Source organism: Shewanella sp. T24-MNA-CIBAN-0130 (assembly GCF_040310185.1).
Classification (GTDB): domain Bacteria; phylum Pseudomonadota; class Gammaproteobacteria; order Enterobacterales; family Shewanellaceae; genus Shewanella; species Shewanella psychromarinicola.
Genome location: NZ_JBEOPP010000012.1, coordinates 22,750 through 38,480 on the forward strand (window position 1 = coordinate 22,750; position 15,731 = coordinate 38,480).

Annotated in this window: 11 protein-coding genes; all 11 read left to right on the forward strand. The window is 43.6% G+C overall.

Annotated features, from left to right (window positions below):
• The first annotated feature begins 3 nt into the window (after positions 1–3).
• The 11 genes from AAEZ02_RS07165 (at position 4) to AAEZ02_RS07215 (ending at position 15,565) form a co-directional block, all read left to right on the forward strand.
• Complete coding sequence (locus AAEZ02_RS07165) at positions 4–879, forward strand: NAD(P)-dependent oxidoreductase (RefSeq protein WP_124013772.1); 876 nt, start codon at positions 4–6, stop codon at positions 877–879.
• Positions 880–1,286: 407 nt separating this feature from the next.
• Entirely contained in the window at positions 1,287–1,625 is a 339-nt protein-coding gene (gene cctA, locus AAEZ02_RS07170) for a tetraheme c-type cytochrome CctA (protein WP_351122421.1), read from the forward strand.
• A 602-nt stretch (positions 1,626–2,227) separates the two neighbouring features.
• Entirely contained in the window at positions 2,228–5,017 is a 2,790-nt protein-coding gene (locus tag AAEZ02_RS07175; RefSeq protein WP_124013771.1) for a nitrate reductase, read from the forward strand.
• Complete coding sequence (gene cobA / locus AAEZ02_RS07180) at positions 5,017–5,928, forward strand: uroporphyrinogen-III C-methyltransferase (RefSeq protein WP_124013770.1); 912 nt, start codon at positions 5,017–5,019, stop codon at positions 5,926–5,928. The genes AAEZ02_RS07175 and cobA overlap by 1 nt, the downstream gene beginning before the upstream one ends.
• Positions 5,921–7,099 carry a glycosyl transferase gene (locus tag AAEZ02_RS07185; protein WP_164839468.1) on the forward strand — a complete coding sequence of 393 codons (1,179 nt, stop codon included), beginning with the start codon at positions 5,921–5,923 and terminating at the stop codon, positions 7,097–7,099. Before cobA ends, AAEZ02_RS07185 begins: the two co-directional genes overlap by 8 nt.
• Entirely contained in the window at positions 7,087–7,779 is a 693-nt protein-coding gene (locus AAEZ02_RS07190) for an ANTAR domain-containing response regulator (RefSeq protein WP_164839469.1), read from the forward strand. Before AAEZ02_RS07185 ends, AAEZ02_RS07190 begins: the two co-directional genes overlap by 13 nt.
• 224 nt (positions 7,780–8,003) lie before the next feature.
• Positions 8,004–10,607, forward strand: a complete 2,604-nt coding sequence (gene nirB / locus AAEZ02_RS07195; RefSeq protein WP_124013767.1) for a nitrite reductase large subunit NirB — start codon at positions 8,004–8,006, stop codon at positions 10,605–10,607.
• Positions 10,604–10,930, forward strand: a complete 327-nt coding sequence (nirD, locus tag AAEZ02_RS07200; RefSeq protein ID WP_124013766.1) for a nitrite reductase small subunit NirD — start codon at positions 10,604–10,606, stop codon at positions 10,928–10,930. Before nirB ends, nirD begins: the two co-directional genes overlap by 4 nt.
• Before the next feature lie 11 nt (positions 10,931–10,941).
• On the forward strand, positions 10,942–12,408 hold the full coding sequence (locus tag AAEZ02_RS07205; protein ID WP_101030689.1) for a NarK family nitrate/nitrite MFS transporter: 1,467 nt from the start codon (positions 10,942–10,944) through the stop codon (positions 12,406–12,408).
• A 101-nt stretch (positions 12,409–12,509) separates the two neighbouring features.
• Complete coding sequence (locus tag AAEZ02_RS07210; protein ID WP_101030692.1) at positions 12,510–14,297, forward strand: bifunctional protein-serine/threonine kinase/phosphatase; 1,788 nt, start codon at positions 12,510–12,512, stop codon at positions 14,295–14,297.
• 635 nt (positions 14,298–14,932) lie between these two features.
• Entirely contained in the window at positions 14,933–15,565 is a 633-nt protein-coding gene (locus AAEZ02_RS07215; RefSeq protein WP_124013764.1) for a LuxR C-terminal-related transcriptional regulator, read from the forward strand.
• Positions 15,566–15,731: the final 166 nt, after the last annotated feature.

Consider the following 15,731-nt stretch of genomic DNA (forward strand, 5'->3'; position numbering starts at 1 on the left):
ATCATGGCCAAGGTAGCATTTATTGGGTTAGGCGTTATGGGGTATCCTATGGCGGGACATTTAGTTAAACAGGGTCACGATTTGACCGTGTATAACCGAACGGCCAGTAAAGCTCAACAATGGGTTGAGCAGTATGGCGGTCGACGCGCGGATACACCAAAAGCCGCGGCTAAAGGACAAGACATTGTGTTTACCTGTGTGGGTAATGATGATGATTTACGTCAAGTGGTATTGGGTGATCAAGGCGCCATTCACGGTATGCATGCAGGTGCTATTTTGGTCGACCATACCACAGCTTCAGCCGATGTCGCGCGCGACATTGCCGCCCAATTGACCCCACAAAATATTGGCTTTTTAGATGCGCCTGTTTCAGGTGGCCAAGCGGGTGCTGAAAATGGTGTGTTAACCGTGATGATGGGCGGTGAACAGGCTGATTTTAATACGGTTAAACCCGTTATTGATGCATATAGTCGCTGTGCTGAATTGCTTGGACCTGCAGGTTCGGGTCAGTTGACTAAAATGGTCAATCAAATTTGTATTGCGGGTGTGGTTCAAGGCTTAGCTGAAGGACTTCATTTTGCAAAGAGTGCGGGTTTAGATGGCTTAAAAGTCATTGAGGTCATCAGTAAAGGTGCTGCACAAAGTTGGCAGATGGAGAATCGTTATCAGACTATGTGGCAAGGTCAATATGATTTCGGCTTTGCTATCGATTGGATGCGAAAAGACTTAGGCATTGCCCTAGATGAAGCTCGCCGAAATGGTAGCCATTTACCTGTCGCGGCATTAGTTGATCAGTTTTATTCTGAAGTTCAGGCGATGAAAGGCAACCGTTGGGATACTTCTAGTTTACTCGCTCGTTTAGAAAAATCTCGCAGTTAATATCAACAAAGCATTATTATAAATGTGATAGCTCAACGATAGCCCCAACATTAGTCGGGGCTTTTTATTGGCGCCAACCCAACTTAAATTAACCATGACTACATTAGCTATCATTGGTGGTAAGTCGGTTTGTTGACTAAAAACCATTGCGTTACATGATGTGGCGCACATACTCCAAATGTTAACGCTGCTATTATTACCTAATCTATATTAATTTTGCTTAAAGTAGATTGATTAGCTACGTTTATATTACCATTCAATTTTCGATTTTTTTATGAATTGTTTTTATGAATTGTTGATAAATAAAGTTGTTGAGTAAACCCTTAAGTAAAGTGTCGTACTGCAGTGTGATGATCCGCGTCAGATAAAAAGAATGCGGGCACACACTAAAATTGGAGGAATGAAAAGTGAGCAATAAATTACTAAGTACATTGTTTGCGGCCGGTTTCGCGGTAATGATGATGTCTTCTGCATCATTTGCTGCTGCTGATGAGACCCTCGCTGAGTTTCATGTTGAAATGGGTGGCTGTGAAAACTGTCACGCTGATGGAGAGCCATCATCAGATGGTGTATATGAATTTGAACAATGTCAAAGTTGTCATGGTTCTCTTGCTGAAATGGATGATAACCATAAGCCGCATGATGGTATGTTAATGTGTGCAGATTGCCACGCACCACATGACGCAAAAGTAGGCGAAGTACCAACGTGTGATACATGTCATGACGATGGCCGTACTGCAAAATAAGCTATCTTGATAGCTGAAAAATACCGACTTTATGTCGGTATTTTTGTTTTTATTCTTTTAATAACTGACTAAAACCTTACATCTGTCTGCATAAATAAGCCTAACTTAACCTCAATCCGGTATACGGAGTGGGGTAAACCGATCGGGATCAGTCTATTTCAAGTCATAGATATAACTTGCCATTATTTTTGGTTAGCGAGGCGATGAGGGAGGCTTGTTTACCCGTTTGGGCTAAAGCCTGATGAATTTATTCAGCAAAAGATAGGCAGTGTTGCCACTCGACTTGCAGGCATTCCCATTGGTTACGCCTCTGCGTTGTATCAACTGACTAGAAAAAACTATTCCTACCTCAATATGCCTTGAGTTGATGATTTGCTTATAAGGGATGAAACAACAAGGTAATACCTCTTTATAGGTATTAAAATCCCTTTATTTTCAGATAGATGCGCAACAAAAGTGCGCAGGCCTGCACTTTTGTTGCACAAATATTGCGGTTATCAATCTAGACGGTTTTTATTTCTATTGTAAATCAGTAAGTTAATTTTTTGGCACAGCTTTCGCAGTAGTTAACTATGAAATAATCAAGGTGAAAGGGTAGATGTATGTCAAAGATCCAATCGAGTTGTGCTTATTGTGGTGTCGGGTGTGGCGTAAGCGTGTCACCGAACAAAGCGGATTGGACTGATATAAATACAGCTGATTTATCATTAGTGGGTGATATCAATCATCCTGCAAATTACGGTCATTTATGTGCTAAAGGTGAACGCTTACTCGACAGTTTAGATCAGCCCAATGTGCTACGTTATCCAAAATATCGTTCAGGTAAACCCCTTGATTGGAATAGTGCGAGCACCTTAATTGCTGATACTTTTGCACAAACCATTGCTGAGCATGGCCCCGGCTCTGTTGCCCTTTATCTTTCAGGGCAATTACTCACTGAAGATTATTATGTCGCGAATAAGTTCGCCAAAGGTTTTTTAAAAACGGCTAACATCGATACTAACTCTCGTTTATGTATGTCGTCAGCGGTGAGTGCAATGCAACGCGCTTTTGGTGAAGACGTGGTGCCAGCTTGCTTTGATGACCTAGAGCAAGCAGAAGTCATCGTGCTGGTGGGTGCTAACACTGCTTGGACTCATCCGGTGCTTTTTCAACGAATATTAGCGGCTAAAAAAACCAATAATGCCCGTTTAGTGGTTATCGACCCGCTATCAACCGCGACAGCTAAACAAGCGGATTTACATTTAGCGATTACCCCAGGTGCCGATTTAGCATTATTTCATGGCTTACTGGGTTATTTAGCCGATCAAAATTGTGTTGATCACACTTACATTGCAGCACACACCGAGGGTTTTGATTCTGTTGTGTCCGAGGCGCAACAATTAAGTGCCAATTTAGCCGAACTCGCAAATCAAGTGGGAGTATCTGTTACTCGTCTTACTGAGTTTTATCAATTAGTGGCGGGTCATAAAAAAGTACTTACCGCATCTTGTCAGGGAGTGAATCAATCAACTATAGGCACAGATACCACCAATGCGATGATTAACTGTCATCTTGCCTTAGGTCAAATTGGACAAATAGGCAGTGGATTCTTTTCGTTAACCGGACAACCTAATGCTATGGGCGGCCGTGAAGTCGGTGGTTTAGCGAGCCAGTTAGCCTGTCATATGGGATTTTCAGCACCTGAACGTCAGCTATTAGCTGATTTCTGGCAAACCGACAGCGTAGCCGAACAAAAAGGCTTAGCAGCAGTAGAGATGTTTGATGCCCTTGCCGATGGCAAAATTAAAGCGATTTGGATTATGGGTACCAACCCAGTGGTGTCGTTACCTAATAGTGAAAAAATTGCCAAAGCCTTAGCCGATTGCCCCTTTGTAGTGGTATCTGAAATTAGCCCAGACTCAGATACCGCCAAGCTTGCTGATGTGTTATTGCCAGCGCAAGGTTGGTCAGAAAAATGCGGTACTGTGACCAACAGTGAACGCACCATTACCCGCCAGCGTGGGTTTATTACCCCCAAAGGTCAAGCTAAAGCTGATTGGTGGGCTATGAGCCAAGTGGCCAAAAAAATGGGCTTTCACGGATTTGATTTTGAAGATAACGCCAGTGTTTTCAACGAATTTTCAGCCATGTCTGCTCGAGTAAAACAGCAGTTTCCTAACAAAGTATTTGATTTAACTGGCTTAGCCGACTTATCAAAAGGGCAATATGATGCGTTACTGCCAACACAATGGCCTATTGCTTCTGCTACGCAAATAGGCCAGCGAGGCGGGCGAGTTTTCAGTGATGGTGTGTTTGCCACTGCAAGTGGTAAAGCGCAATTTGTCGCGCCAGCGCCTGTTAATCCATCAGAGCAGTCGTTAACCAACAACACACTGTTATTAAACAGCTGCCGTAGTCGCGATCAGTGGCATACCATGACTCGCACCGGACATATCGCCAGTTTACGAGCCAGCATTCCTGAGCCTGTTATTCATTTACATTCATCACAGCTGCGTGATTTCTCGTTAATCGACGGTGGTTTGGTGCGAATTCAATCAGCACTGACCCCGCACTCAATGGATGCCAATGCGACCATATTGTCGTCAGCCTTCACTGTGGCACGCGCCGTTGTCGATGACGATATGCCAGCCAATGTGGCATCGATGTCGATGCATTGGTCGGCGCAGTTCTCTATGACCAAAGGGGTGAATCAGGCGTTAGATGCCCGTGTTGATCCAATATCAAAGCAACCAGGATTTAAGTGTCAACCAGTGATATTAAGCCCCGTTCTACTTGCGCTGCAAGGTGTTGTTTTTGGTCAACACGACTCTTCTGCTCACGGGCTATGCTGGCAAGTTGCACAAACGCTGGAGAACGGAGTGTGTCATCACATTGGTTTTACAGATACCAACGACGGTTTTGCCTACCAAGCGACAGCCTATTCACTTAAATGGACCTTAACGGTAGATGGCCAGCCTTTATATATCCAATGCAATATGGATAAAGGATTACTTAAGGCATTAAAAGTGTTGTCTCACACTCAAGTGAATGTGGGCTTAAATCAGATGAATACGTTTATTGGCAAGCCTGTCGACAAGCAGTTAATGAAGTTGCTACATCAGCAAATTAAAGCCGGTAATAGCCCGTTAATCTGTGCTTGTACAGGGGTATCCGAAGCGAGCATTAACGACGAAATCAATCAACAATTTAACGACCAAGTGATGGGTGACGGTTTAGCCAACATCAGTTTTCAACAGGCATTAGATAGCACTCAATCATTATTAGGTTGCGGGCGTCAATGTGGCAGTTGTCACAGTGAAGTAAAGCAGTGTGCCAAGCAAAGTTGGCTGGATGCATTATCGTACACCGAAATTGAACATCAACATGCAGTAGAAGAGGACGTTGCCTAATGAATAGCGTAGACGCAATGATAAAAGGTCATCAGCCAATTAACTCTTTAGGCTGTCTTACTGATGGATTACCTACAAGCGAACTGCAAGCTGGCGAAGTCGCCATTGTTGGCGCAGGTTGTGGTCAATTGGATTTGATGACCATTAAGGCGGCGCGGATTGTTGCCCAAGCCGATGCACTCGTGTTTGACAGCCTTGTTAGCAGCGATATTTTAACCTTAGTGACGCCATCTTGTCAGCGCCACTTTGTCGGTAAACGTTGCGGCCAGCCCAGTGTTAATCAAGAAGATATTAATGCGTTATTACTGAGCTTGGCACAGCAAGGGTTTAAAGTGGTGCGCTTAAAAGGCGGAGACCCGCATATTTTCGGTCGCGGCTCAGAAGAGGCGCTTTACTTGGCTCAGCAGGGGATCCGTTCGCAGTTTATTGCCGGTGTTACCGCCGCGTTAGGTTGTGCTTCTAGCACAGGTATTCCACTGACTTTTCGAGGTATGGCTCGAAGTGTCACCCTGATCACCGGCACAAAAATGACCGATGCAGATAATGCAAATGCTCCTACGCAGTGGCAAGCATTGCTCACAGCACAGTCCACCTTAGTTTTTTATATGGGTAAAGAACAAGCGGCAAGCATCTCACTCGGGTTACTCGATACCCAATGCGCCGCTAACTTGCCGGTGGCTTTTGTTACCAATGGCGGTAGACCAAACCAAATTGTGACTTATGCAACCGTTGACTCTATGGCTGATGCTGCGTTGACTATTAAGGACTCTGGGCCAACATTAATCATTATTGGTGAAGTGGTCAGTGTCGGCCAACAGCTTAGTGCTTTACTCGACGATATTGATTTTGTTTCACCACAGCCAGAGTCACAACCACATTCTGAATATGAATGCGAGGTGCTATATGCCTAAAATTGGTGAGTTAACCCTGACATCAGTCGATGAATTTGATTTTAGGTTATTGATCAAAGCCTTGGGTAAGGGCGAAAAAGGCTCGCGGACGTTAACATTTGCTGAGGCCAGCTTATTACTTGAAGGTTTTGCTAAAGGAAAAGCCACCCGGGTACAGATGGCGAGTGCCATGATGTTAATGCGCGTTCGTGGTGAAACCACAGAAGAAGTTGCTGGGATGGTCGCAGGGCTACGTCATACATTAGATACTGGTTGGGGGACATTGGCGGTTGATATTGACTGGCCTGTGTATGCGGGTAAGCGTGAGCAGTTACCGTGGTTATTGTTGGTGGCTAAATTACTGGCAAGCCAAGGTGTGCGTGTAATGTTGCATGGCGACAGCCAAGCTTTACCCCATCGCCGCCATGTTGAATCTTGCTTAGCGGCAGTCAATATTGCTTGTTGTACTACACCACAAAGCGCTAATGCAGCCTTGCTATCCGATAACATTGTTTATGTATGTGCGGGTGATTTAGCACCAGTGTTAGATGAGTGCCGCCAGTTGCATCAAGAATTGGGTCTTCGTAGCCTTATTCAAACTGCAGCGCGGTGTATCAACCCAACTAATGCAGCGATCAGTCTGCGTAGCTACTTTCACCCCGGGTTAGATTATCTGCACCAAGGCATATGCAAAATCTTATTTGCAAAAGGTGAATACCATACCGGCAGTGTCGCGATTTTTAAAGGTTTACAAGGCGAAACAGAGTGTAATCCAAGAGTGTCGACCACGGTTACTGTCGTCAACGGACAAGCAAACACTATAGTGGTATCGAGCTTATCGATCCCCACATTATTAGAAGGTTTTTCTGGTGCGAAATTGGGCCAAGCCGAATTGTCTAGCGACATTCTTGCGCTGTTATGGCGCGAACAACAGCCTTTTTCGGCCAATAAACTCACAGAATTAATGTCGCGCACCATGATCGAGCAAGCGCTTAGCAGTATTCAGGCTACTTTGGCTGCGTTGCTGCTATTACTGAGCCGCCAGTCAGCTACGATAGATTCAATTAACGCAACGGCGATTACAGCAGCGCAAGCAGTCAGTTTGAGTCAACAATGTTGGGCAAACCGTTTTAGTACAACAGATAATCCACTAGATCAATGGCGGAACAAGGAGTGGTTATGCGCAGTTTAATCTTTTGCGATCAGAGCTTTGCGGCTGTACCTGTGGCCGATTGTGATCTGGTGCAGTATCAGACTTGTTTGGCGGCGTTTGGGCATGTCACTGTATTGACTTCGGTAAGCCAAGTTGAGCAACAATTACATCAACAAACATTTGATACCTTGTTGGTATTAACCGAGACATTACACAGTCAAATTCAGGGGCTGATCCAGCGTACATTAACGAGTAAACCTATGGTGATCGTTGTCAATGCCAAAACATGGCAACAGGCAGCGTTAACCGATTTGCTTGATTGTGGGCGCATCACTTTTATTCCGGATATGCTGACCGTTAACCGTTTAACCAGCGTGATCAGTTTAGCCCAAGCGCGTTTTAATGCCGCCAGTAAAACCTTAGCCGAATTTAAAAAGTTAGATGATGAAATTCGCAGTATAAAACTGCTCAGCCAAGCAAAGTTGATTGTAATGCAACAAGGGTTTGATGAAGCCAAAGCACACCACATTATTCAACAACAAGCGATGCAAAAAGGCTTGTCGGTGGCACAAATGTCGGCACAAATTATTGCAGTTGTCAGCAAGCAAAATACTTCGTTAGCAGTCGATACTTTAGCGGTGAACAATGATGGTGCGCCTCATTTTGGTGCGATTATCCCTAAGGCGGACATATTATCGTCTCAGCACAAAGGCTGCTAAGTTTTAATTATATATTAATCAAGTGATTATGGTTTTTTTGTTTGTTGGCATAGAGCCTGCAACATCACAGTATGATACTGAAAGTCGATAATGGTTTTTTAAACCATCAATGTTCAAACAATAAAATTTAAAAAATCGGAATAGTAACAGGCAATGGCGCCAACTCTTTAAGCGGAGTTGGCGCCATTTTGTTTTTTACGGTCCATGGCATGAAGGAGCAGGATATGGCAGTCTCAAAACCCAAGTTAGTGGTGGTCGGTAATGGCATGGTAGGTCATCACTTTATTGAGCAATTGTGTAGTTTAGGGCTCAATAAAACGTTTGATGTGCATGTGTTTGGTGAAGAACCCCGTCCAGCCTATGATCGAGTGCAATTATCAAAATATTTTGAGACCGGTAGCGCCGATCCGTTAATGTTAACCAGTGCGCAAGACTATCAAGATTGGGGCATTTCGCTGCACTTAAATACCCCGATCACCGCGGTTGATATTGCCGCTAAAACGGTCACGAGTGCCCAAGGGGGTAATTACCATTATGATCGACTCGTACTGGCGACCGGATCATTTCCGTTTGTGCCGCCTATTCAAGGTAACGATCGCGCTCAGTGTTTAGTGTATCGCACCATTGAAGATCTTGAAGCTATCCAAGCTGCAGCCCAAAACAGTCACGTTGGGGTTGTTGTGGGCGGTGGATTATTAGGCTTAGAAGCCGCCAATGCCATGAAACAACTTGGGGTGAAAACCCACGTTGTTGAGTTTGCGCCACAATTGATGCCCGTTCAGCTAAATGACAAAGCCGGTGATTTATTGTGTAGCAAAATTGAACAACTCGGCGTGAGCGTGCATACCTCAAAAGCCACCACCGCGATTATCGACGGTGAAACAGCATTACATCGAATGACCTTCAATGATGAGTCTTATCTTGAAACTGACATGATTGTCTTTTCAGCGGGTATTCGTCCACAAGATTCATTAGCACGGGTTTCAAATATCAGTATTGGTGAACGTGGCGGCATTGAAATTGACGATTACTGTTTAACCTCTGCGCCAGATGTTTATGCCATTGGAGAATGTGCATTATGGCAGCAAAAAATATTTGGGTTAGTGGCCCCAGGTTATCAAATGGCGCGGGTTGTGGCTGCTCATCTTGGCTCATTGACATCAACTAGCGTTTCTCAGTCATTTACCGGCGCAGACATGAGCACCAAGCTGAAGTTACTGGGTGTTGATGTGGCCGCTATTGGCGCAAGCCGTGGTTTTGAAAATGCACAATTTGTTGAGTTATCTGATAACCAGGCGGGAATTTATAAAAAGTTATGGTTAGATGAAACCGGTAAATATTTAAAAGGTGCGGTATTAATTGGCGATAACAGCGATTACAGCCGCTTGCTCGATGCTTATTTATCACAAGATGAGATTGAAGGCTCCGCGGTTGAGTTATTGCTTGCCGGTGCTGAAAACGAAGCAGATTTAAAAGACTCCTCTATTGTGTGTTCTTGTCATCAAGTGACTAAAGGCGACATTGTTGAGTCTGTAACAGCAGGCAAGCATAAAATAGCTGACATCAAGTCATGTACTCGCGCTGCATCAGGTTGTGGCGGCTGTGCGCCGTTAGTGCAAAAAATTATAGATCAAACATTACAAGCCGCTGGGCTCGATTATAATGCCGGTATTTGCGCCCATTTCGATCACGACAGACAAGCGTTATATCACCTTTGCCAAGTCGAGGGAATCAGTGATTTTGATACCTTAATGACACAACATGGCAAGCCATCAGCAAGTGGTCACACTTATGGTTGTGATATTTGTAAGCCAGCAGCGGCATCTATCTTTGCCAGCTTACAAAACCAGTATGTGCTCAATCAAGACCGCGGTCATGTGCAGCTGCAAGACACCAATGATGCCTACTTAGGTAACATCCAAAAAGACGGCACTTACTCTGTTGTGCCGCGGGTTGCAGGGGGCGAAATTACTCCGACTAAACTCATCGCCATGGGCCAAATCGCCCAAGAATATGATCTGTATACTAAAATAACCGGTGGCCAGCGCATTGATATGTTTGGTGCAACGCTATCGCAGTTACCTGAAATTTGGCAAAAACTCATTGATGCTGGTTTTGAAACTGGCCATGCCTACGGCAAGTCTCTGCGAACGGTTAAGTCTTGTGTTGGCAGTACTTGGTGCCGTTATGGCGTACAAGACGCGGTTGGTTTCGCTATCGATTTAGAAAATCGTTACAAAGGCTTGCGCAGTCCGCATAAATTGAAATTTGCGGTATCGGGTTGTACCCGTGAGTGCGCAGAAGCCCAAAGCAAAGACATCGGTATTATCGCAACCGATAAAGGATGGAATCTGTATGTTGCTGGCAATGGCGGCATGCGTCCGCGTCATGGTGATTTGTTTGCCACCGATTTGTCCACCCAAGACCTGTATAAATACATCGACCGTATTTTGATGTTCTATGTCAAAACCGCAGACAAATTACAGCGCACCTCAACCTGGATGGACGCTTTAGGAGGGGGAGTAGATTACTTAAAATCGGTAGTTATTGATGATGCGCTTGGGATTAATGCCGCGCTAGAACAACAAATGGATCATATCGCTGCCACATACCAATGTGAGTGGAAAACCAGCCTTGAGCAACCTGCTTTTTTGGCGCGTTTTAATGAGTTTGTTAACCCAAATGATGCCCCCGCAACAGATGCCAATGCTTATCAGCGTATTCGGGAACAGCGTTTTCCTAACATTAACGATGCGGGGGCAGGCTCGATTGCCATTAAAGAGATTACTGACGATGTCGAACAAGCCCAAGCGGAGGAATTAGCATGATTTGGATTAATGTGTGCACTGAAGCAAGTATGCCAAAAGGCACGGGAATAGCCGCTTGGGTTGCCGGGCGTGCAGTGGCTATTTTTAACTTAGGTAAAGACGGTTTATTTGCCCTTGATAATGTCGATCCCGCTAGCGGCGTGAGCTTGTTAGCCAGAGGATTGATTTGCGAAATTGATGGAGAGCTGTGTGTGGCTTCGCCGCTTTATAAACAGCATTACCGTTTGGATTCGGGGCGTTGTATTGAAAATAATGATCTAGTGGTTAAACCATTTGAAATTAAAACTGAGCAAGGCAATATTTTTGTCTTGGCTCAGGCATAAAGGGGTCCAATATGAGCGCTGAAAAATTTAACCTATTTTCATTTCACGGCAAGATGAAAATCATGCATTTAAGCTGGATGGCCTTTTTTATTACTTTTGTGGTGTGGTTTAACGCTGCCCCGTTAGTCAGCGTGATTGCCGACAGTTTAGGGCTGACGACATCACAGATTAAAACCTTATTGATCCTCAACGTGGCATTAACGATTCCGGCGCGGATCATCATCGGCATGGTTACCGATAAATATGGCCCAAGGATCACCTATTCTGCCTTGTTGGGGATTTGTTCTATACCTTGTTTTATGTTTGCCGTAGCTGATACTTTTGAGCAACTCGCCTTAGCGCGTTTTCTAATTGGTTTTATTGGTGCTGGCTTTGTGGTGGGTATTCGTATGGTAAGCGAATGGTTCCCAGCAAAAGAGCTCGGCACTGCAGAAGGTATTTATGGCGGTTGGGGTAACTTTGGTTCTGCTGCGGCAGCCTTTACATTACCCGCAGTAGCGCTTGCTTTTGGTGGTCCTGACGGCTGGCGTTATGCCATTGGGGTTACAGGTTTAATGAGCTTGTTGTTTGCGTTTGTGTATTATTTTAATGTCACTGATACGCCAAAAGGGTCAACCTACTTTAAACCGAAAAAGGGCGGCGGTTTAGAAGTCACCAGTAAAAGTGATTTTGTATTGCTGATCCTGATGAAAGTGCCTATGTATGCCACGCTGGCATTGTTGGGCTGGAAGTTATCACCTGCTGGCGTGAGTATGTTTACTCAAGAGACAACTTATCTCATTTACCTTGGCTTAGTGGTGGTGTTCTTGTTCGATTTTTACCAAACCTATCAAGTGAACAAACACTTATATTCAATAGAGGTACCAGAGTTTGAACGGTATCAATTTAAGCAAGTTGCGGTATTAAATGTGCTGTATTTCACTACATTTGGATCTGAGTTAGCTGTTGTGTCTATGTTACCGTTATTTTTTGCCGAAACGTTTGACCTGGGGATGGCGCAAGCCGGTATGTTGGCATCCAGCTATGCCTTTATGAACTTAATGTCTCGTCCTGGTGGTGGCTGGTTAAGTGACAGGTTTGGTCGTAAAACGACTTTATTAATCCTCACCGCAGGCTTGGCTATCGGTTATTTATCGGTGGCACAAATTGATTCATCATGGTCATTACCAATGGCGGTTACCGTTGTAATGGCATGTTCATTCTTTGTCCAAGGTGGCGAAGGTGCGGTATTTGCTGCAGTGCCGCTGATTAAACGTCGTTTAACAGGCCAAATAGCTGGCATGACAGGGGCTTATGGTAATGTTGGCGCGGTATTTTTCTTAACGGTGTACTCGATAGTCTCTACTCAAGTGTTTTTCTACGTGATTGCAGTCAGTGCCGTATTTGGCTTTGTGACATTATTTTTTATGAAAGAACCCAAAGGTCATATTGCTGAAGTGAATGAAAATGGCGAAGTGACATTAATCAGTGTCAGCTAGTGGTGCTTAAGTAAGTAGTTGCAACCCGCTGCCATTAAAGCTCAAATAGCTTGTGTTCAAGCGGTTTAAGTAAAGCGGTTAATCAAAAAAACGAGGGTTATATGGCTTCAGAGTCATTACAACAAGCGCTTGATCGTACAGAAGATACGCTTCCTTTTGCCGCAACCTTGCAGCTTGTTGTTGGCCAAGCTTCCGACAAAGGCCGTAAATCACAAAATGAAGATGCGATAGGTATTCGTATTCCTTCAGGTATGCCATTAATGACTAAGGGCGTTGTGAGTGTGATCAGCGATGGCGTTAGCACTGCGGAGGGGGGAGCACATGCTTCTGCTATTAGTGTGAGTAATTTTTTAGCCGATTATTATTCCACTCCTGAGACCTGGAGCGTGCAAACATCTAGTACTAAAGTATTAACCGCATTGAATCGTTGGTTGTATGGACTCGGGCAAGATTATCGGGATGCCAGACGCGGCTTTGTGTGTACCTTTAGTGCGCTGGTGTTTAAGTCTTGTTCTGTGCATATGCTGCATGTGGGTGATTCACGGATTTACCGTTTTCGCGATGGAGAGTTACTACAATTAAGCCATGATCATAGCACCAATATTAACTCATCAAGCCAATACCTTACCCGTGCATTGGGGATGGACGTTAAATTAGATGTTGATTACAAAACCTTATCGGTCGACGTCGGTGACCTGTATTTATTGACTACCGATGGGGTTCATGATCTATTAACTGAGTTTGAGATACATAAAAAATTAACTACCTTTAGTCAACAGCATCAGCAATTAACGGATGATACATGTGAACAGTTTTGCCAAAAATTAATTAGAAAGGCTTTCGATTTAGGCAGTAAAGACAATCTAAGTGCGCAGCTATTAAGTGTTAGCCAATTACCCAAACAAGCTATCGATGATGTGTATCACTGTTTATCACAGCAACCATTTCCGCCCCCCTTAAGCGTTGGTATGAAACTCGATGGTTATCAGGTGACCCATATCATTCATCAATCACAGCGTAGCCAAGTCTATCGGGTGGTGAATGAGCAAGGTCAAATTTTTTGTATGAAAACCCCCTCGATTAATTACATAGACGATGCCGCTTATATAGAGCGATTTATGTTAGAAAGTTGGACCGGTCAACGGATTAATAGTGCCCATGTGGTCAAGGTGGTCGAGCAGCACAAAACTAAATCGGCACTGTATTATTTAACTGAGTTCTTAAGCGGAATGAGCCTTGCAGAGTGGTTAACGCAACATAAAAAAGCACCTGTGGAAGATGTGTTACTGCTGCTTAAACAAATCGAATTAGGGGTTAGGGCATTTCATCGTCGTGAAACCCTGCATCAAGATTTAAAGCCCGACAATATTTTTATTACCCGAAATGGAGTGGTAAAAATTATTGATTTTGGTTCTTGTTATATTAAAGGCATTGCTGAAATCAGCAGTCCGTTAACCCGAGATACTATTTTGGGTACGGCAGATTACACGGCTCCAGAAGTGGTGCTTGGCTATCAAGTTGATGGCCGTGCTGATTTATTTTCACTTGCCGTGATTGCCTTTGAAATGTTGGCCGGGCAATTACCTTTTAAAGGCAAATTAGAAAAGTGTCGTAATCGACAGGACTTTACACGTTTAGAATACGTTAGCGTGCATCTATTAAACCCAATGGTGCCAGAGTGGATCGATTTAGCATTAAAAAAAGCACTCAATATCGAACCAAGTTTACGTCAAGGGGATACCTGTGAATTACTTCATCAATTAACGACTGCCAGAGTTAATCACACAGCAAAAGATTTTATTCCCATTATTGCCCGCAATCCTGTACGTTTTTGGCAAGTGATTTCAATCGTGTTGTTTTTATGCCTGCTAGTGTGTTTGTTTAATTAACCATCCTGCACAATAAAACATTCTTATTATATGGCATTATCACATGGGATTATTACATGGAATAATAATGAGTTACGGGTTGGAAATAGATGTATTTTTAACTTTCGATATACACTTTCTCCCGATCCTATTTAATCTCGAATCAGTCTACGTTACCTATATTTAACTTATTGTTATTTGAACTTTTGAACTTTAGAACTTTAGATGTTTAATGCCTATCCTCCTATCCTCCTATCCTTATAGCTTTGCTTTAGCTAAGATATAAGTAATGTTGATGAGTTAGCTTTAATAGGTAATCAAGCCAATATAAATCAACTTGGCGATGAACTGTTGGTTAACCTAAATAAACTCGGTAGCAATAATCAGTTTATTTCCACTCAATCAGGCTTTCATCATGTGGAATGACTTAATCCGTTTGGCTCAGACTGCTGCGGATAATACTGCTAATGTCACCCAATTTGCGACGATAACTCTGTTACTGTTGTTCAAGGCGTGTAGTACAAAAGGCTAACTAAGGGCGCGCAAGCACCCTTTAGGCTAATTGTTATACAGTAATCCACTTGTTAGACTCATTCACATTGATACGGACTTAGTTTCAATATACCACTGCTATTCATACCACTGGAGTGTTTGGAATGTTTAAAGTCGAAAATTGGATGATCGTATCGCGGTCACAGTTGTTAATTGATTTACTCGATTCTCGCTGGCCACAAGAGTTTTTGGTTAAATTAGCTAAAGCCCAACCAAGTAACATGTCGAAACTATTGTCTACACAAACCAATTCAATGGTTATTTTCGATTTAGCAACGATTGATCTTCAACAAGCATATCAACTGCAGCGCGTTATTGAGCGTGAGTATTTTGGTGTGCGTACTGTGTTTATAAATTTCCCAAAACAGGTTGATGCAACATTTTTAATTCATCCATCGACCACCACAGGCGTGTTTTATACCAATGCGAGTTTAGCTGATGTAAGTGCTGGTTTGAATGAAATTATCAAAGGTCGTAGCGTGATCCCTCAAGATCTATCTCAATCATTAATGGGTATGGATAATGAAGATGAAAGCGATCAACTGACTATTCGTGAGCGTGAGGTATTACAAACGTTATTGTCTGGTAGCACCAATCTTGATATTGCGAATCAACTCTTTGTCAGTGAATCAACCATTAAGACTCATCTATATCGCGCGTTCCGTAAGATTGGTGTTTCTAGCCGAGGGCAAGCCATTGCTTGGGCACAAACTCACATGCATGAGGTAAGAGTGTGATATCTCGGCAAAGTCGTCAAAGAATATCAAGCAAAAACACTTGAAGATGCTCAAGGCAATAGTTTGTTGGCTAATTCCCGCTGCATGGCCATATAGTTAATACGATGGGTGTGAAATGTATTTATCGAAGATAAAGCTAAAGAGTGACAAAAAAAAGGATATCAAA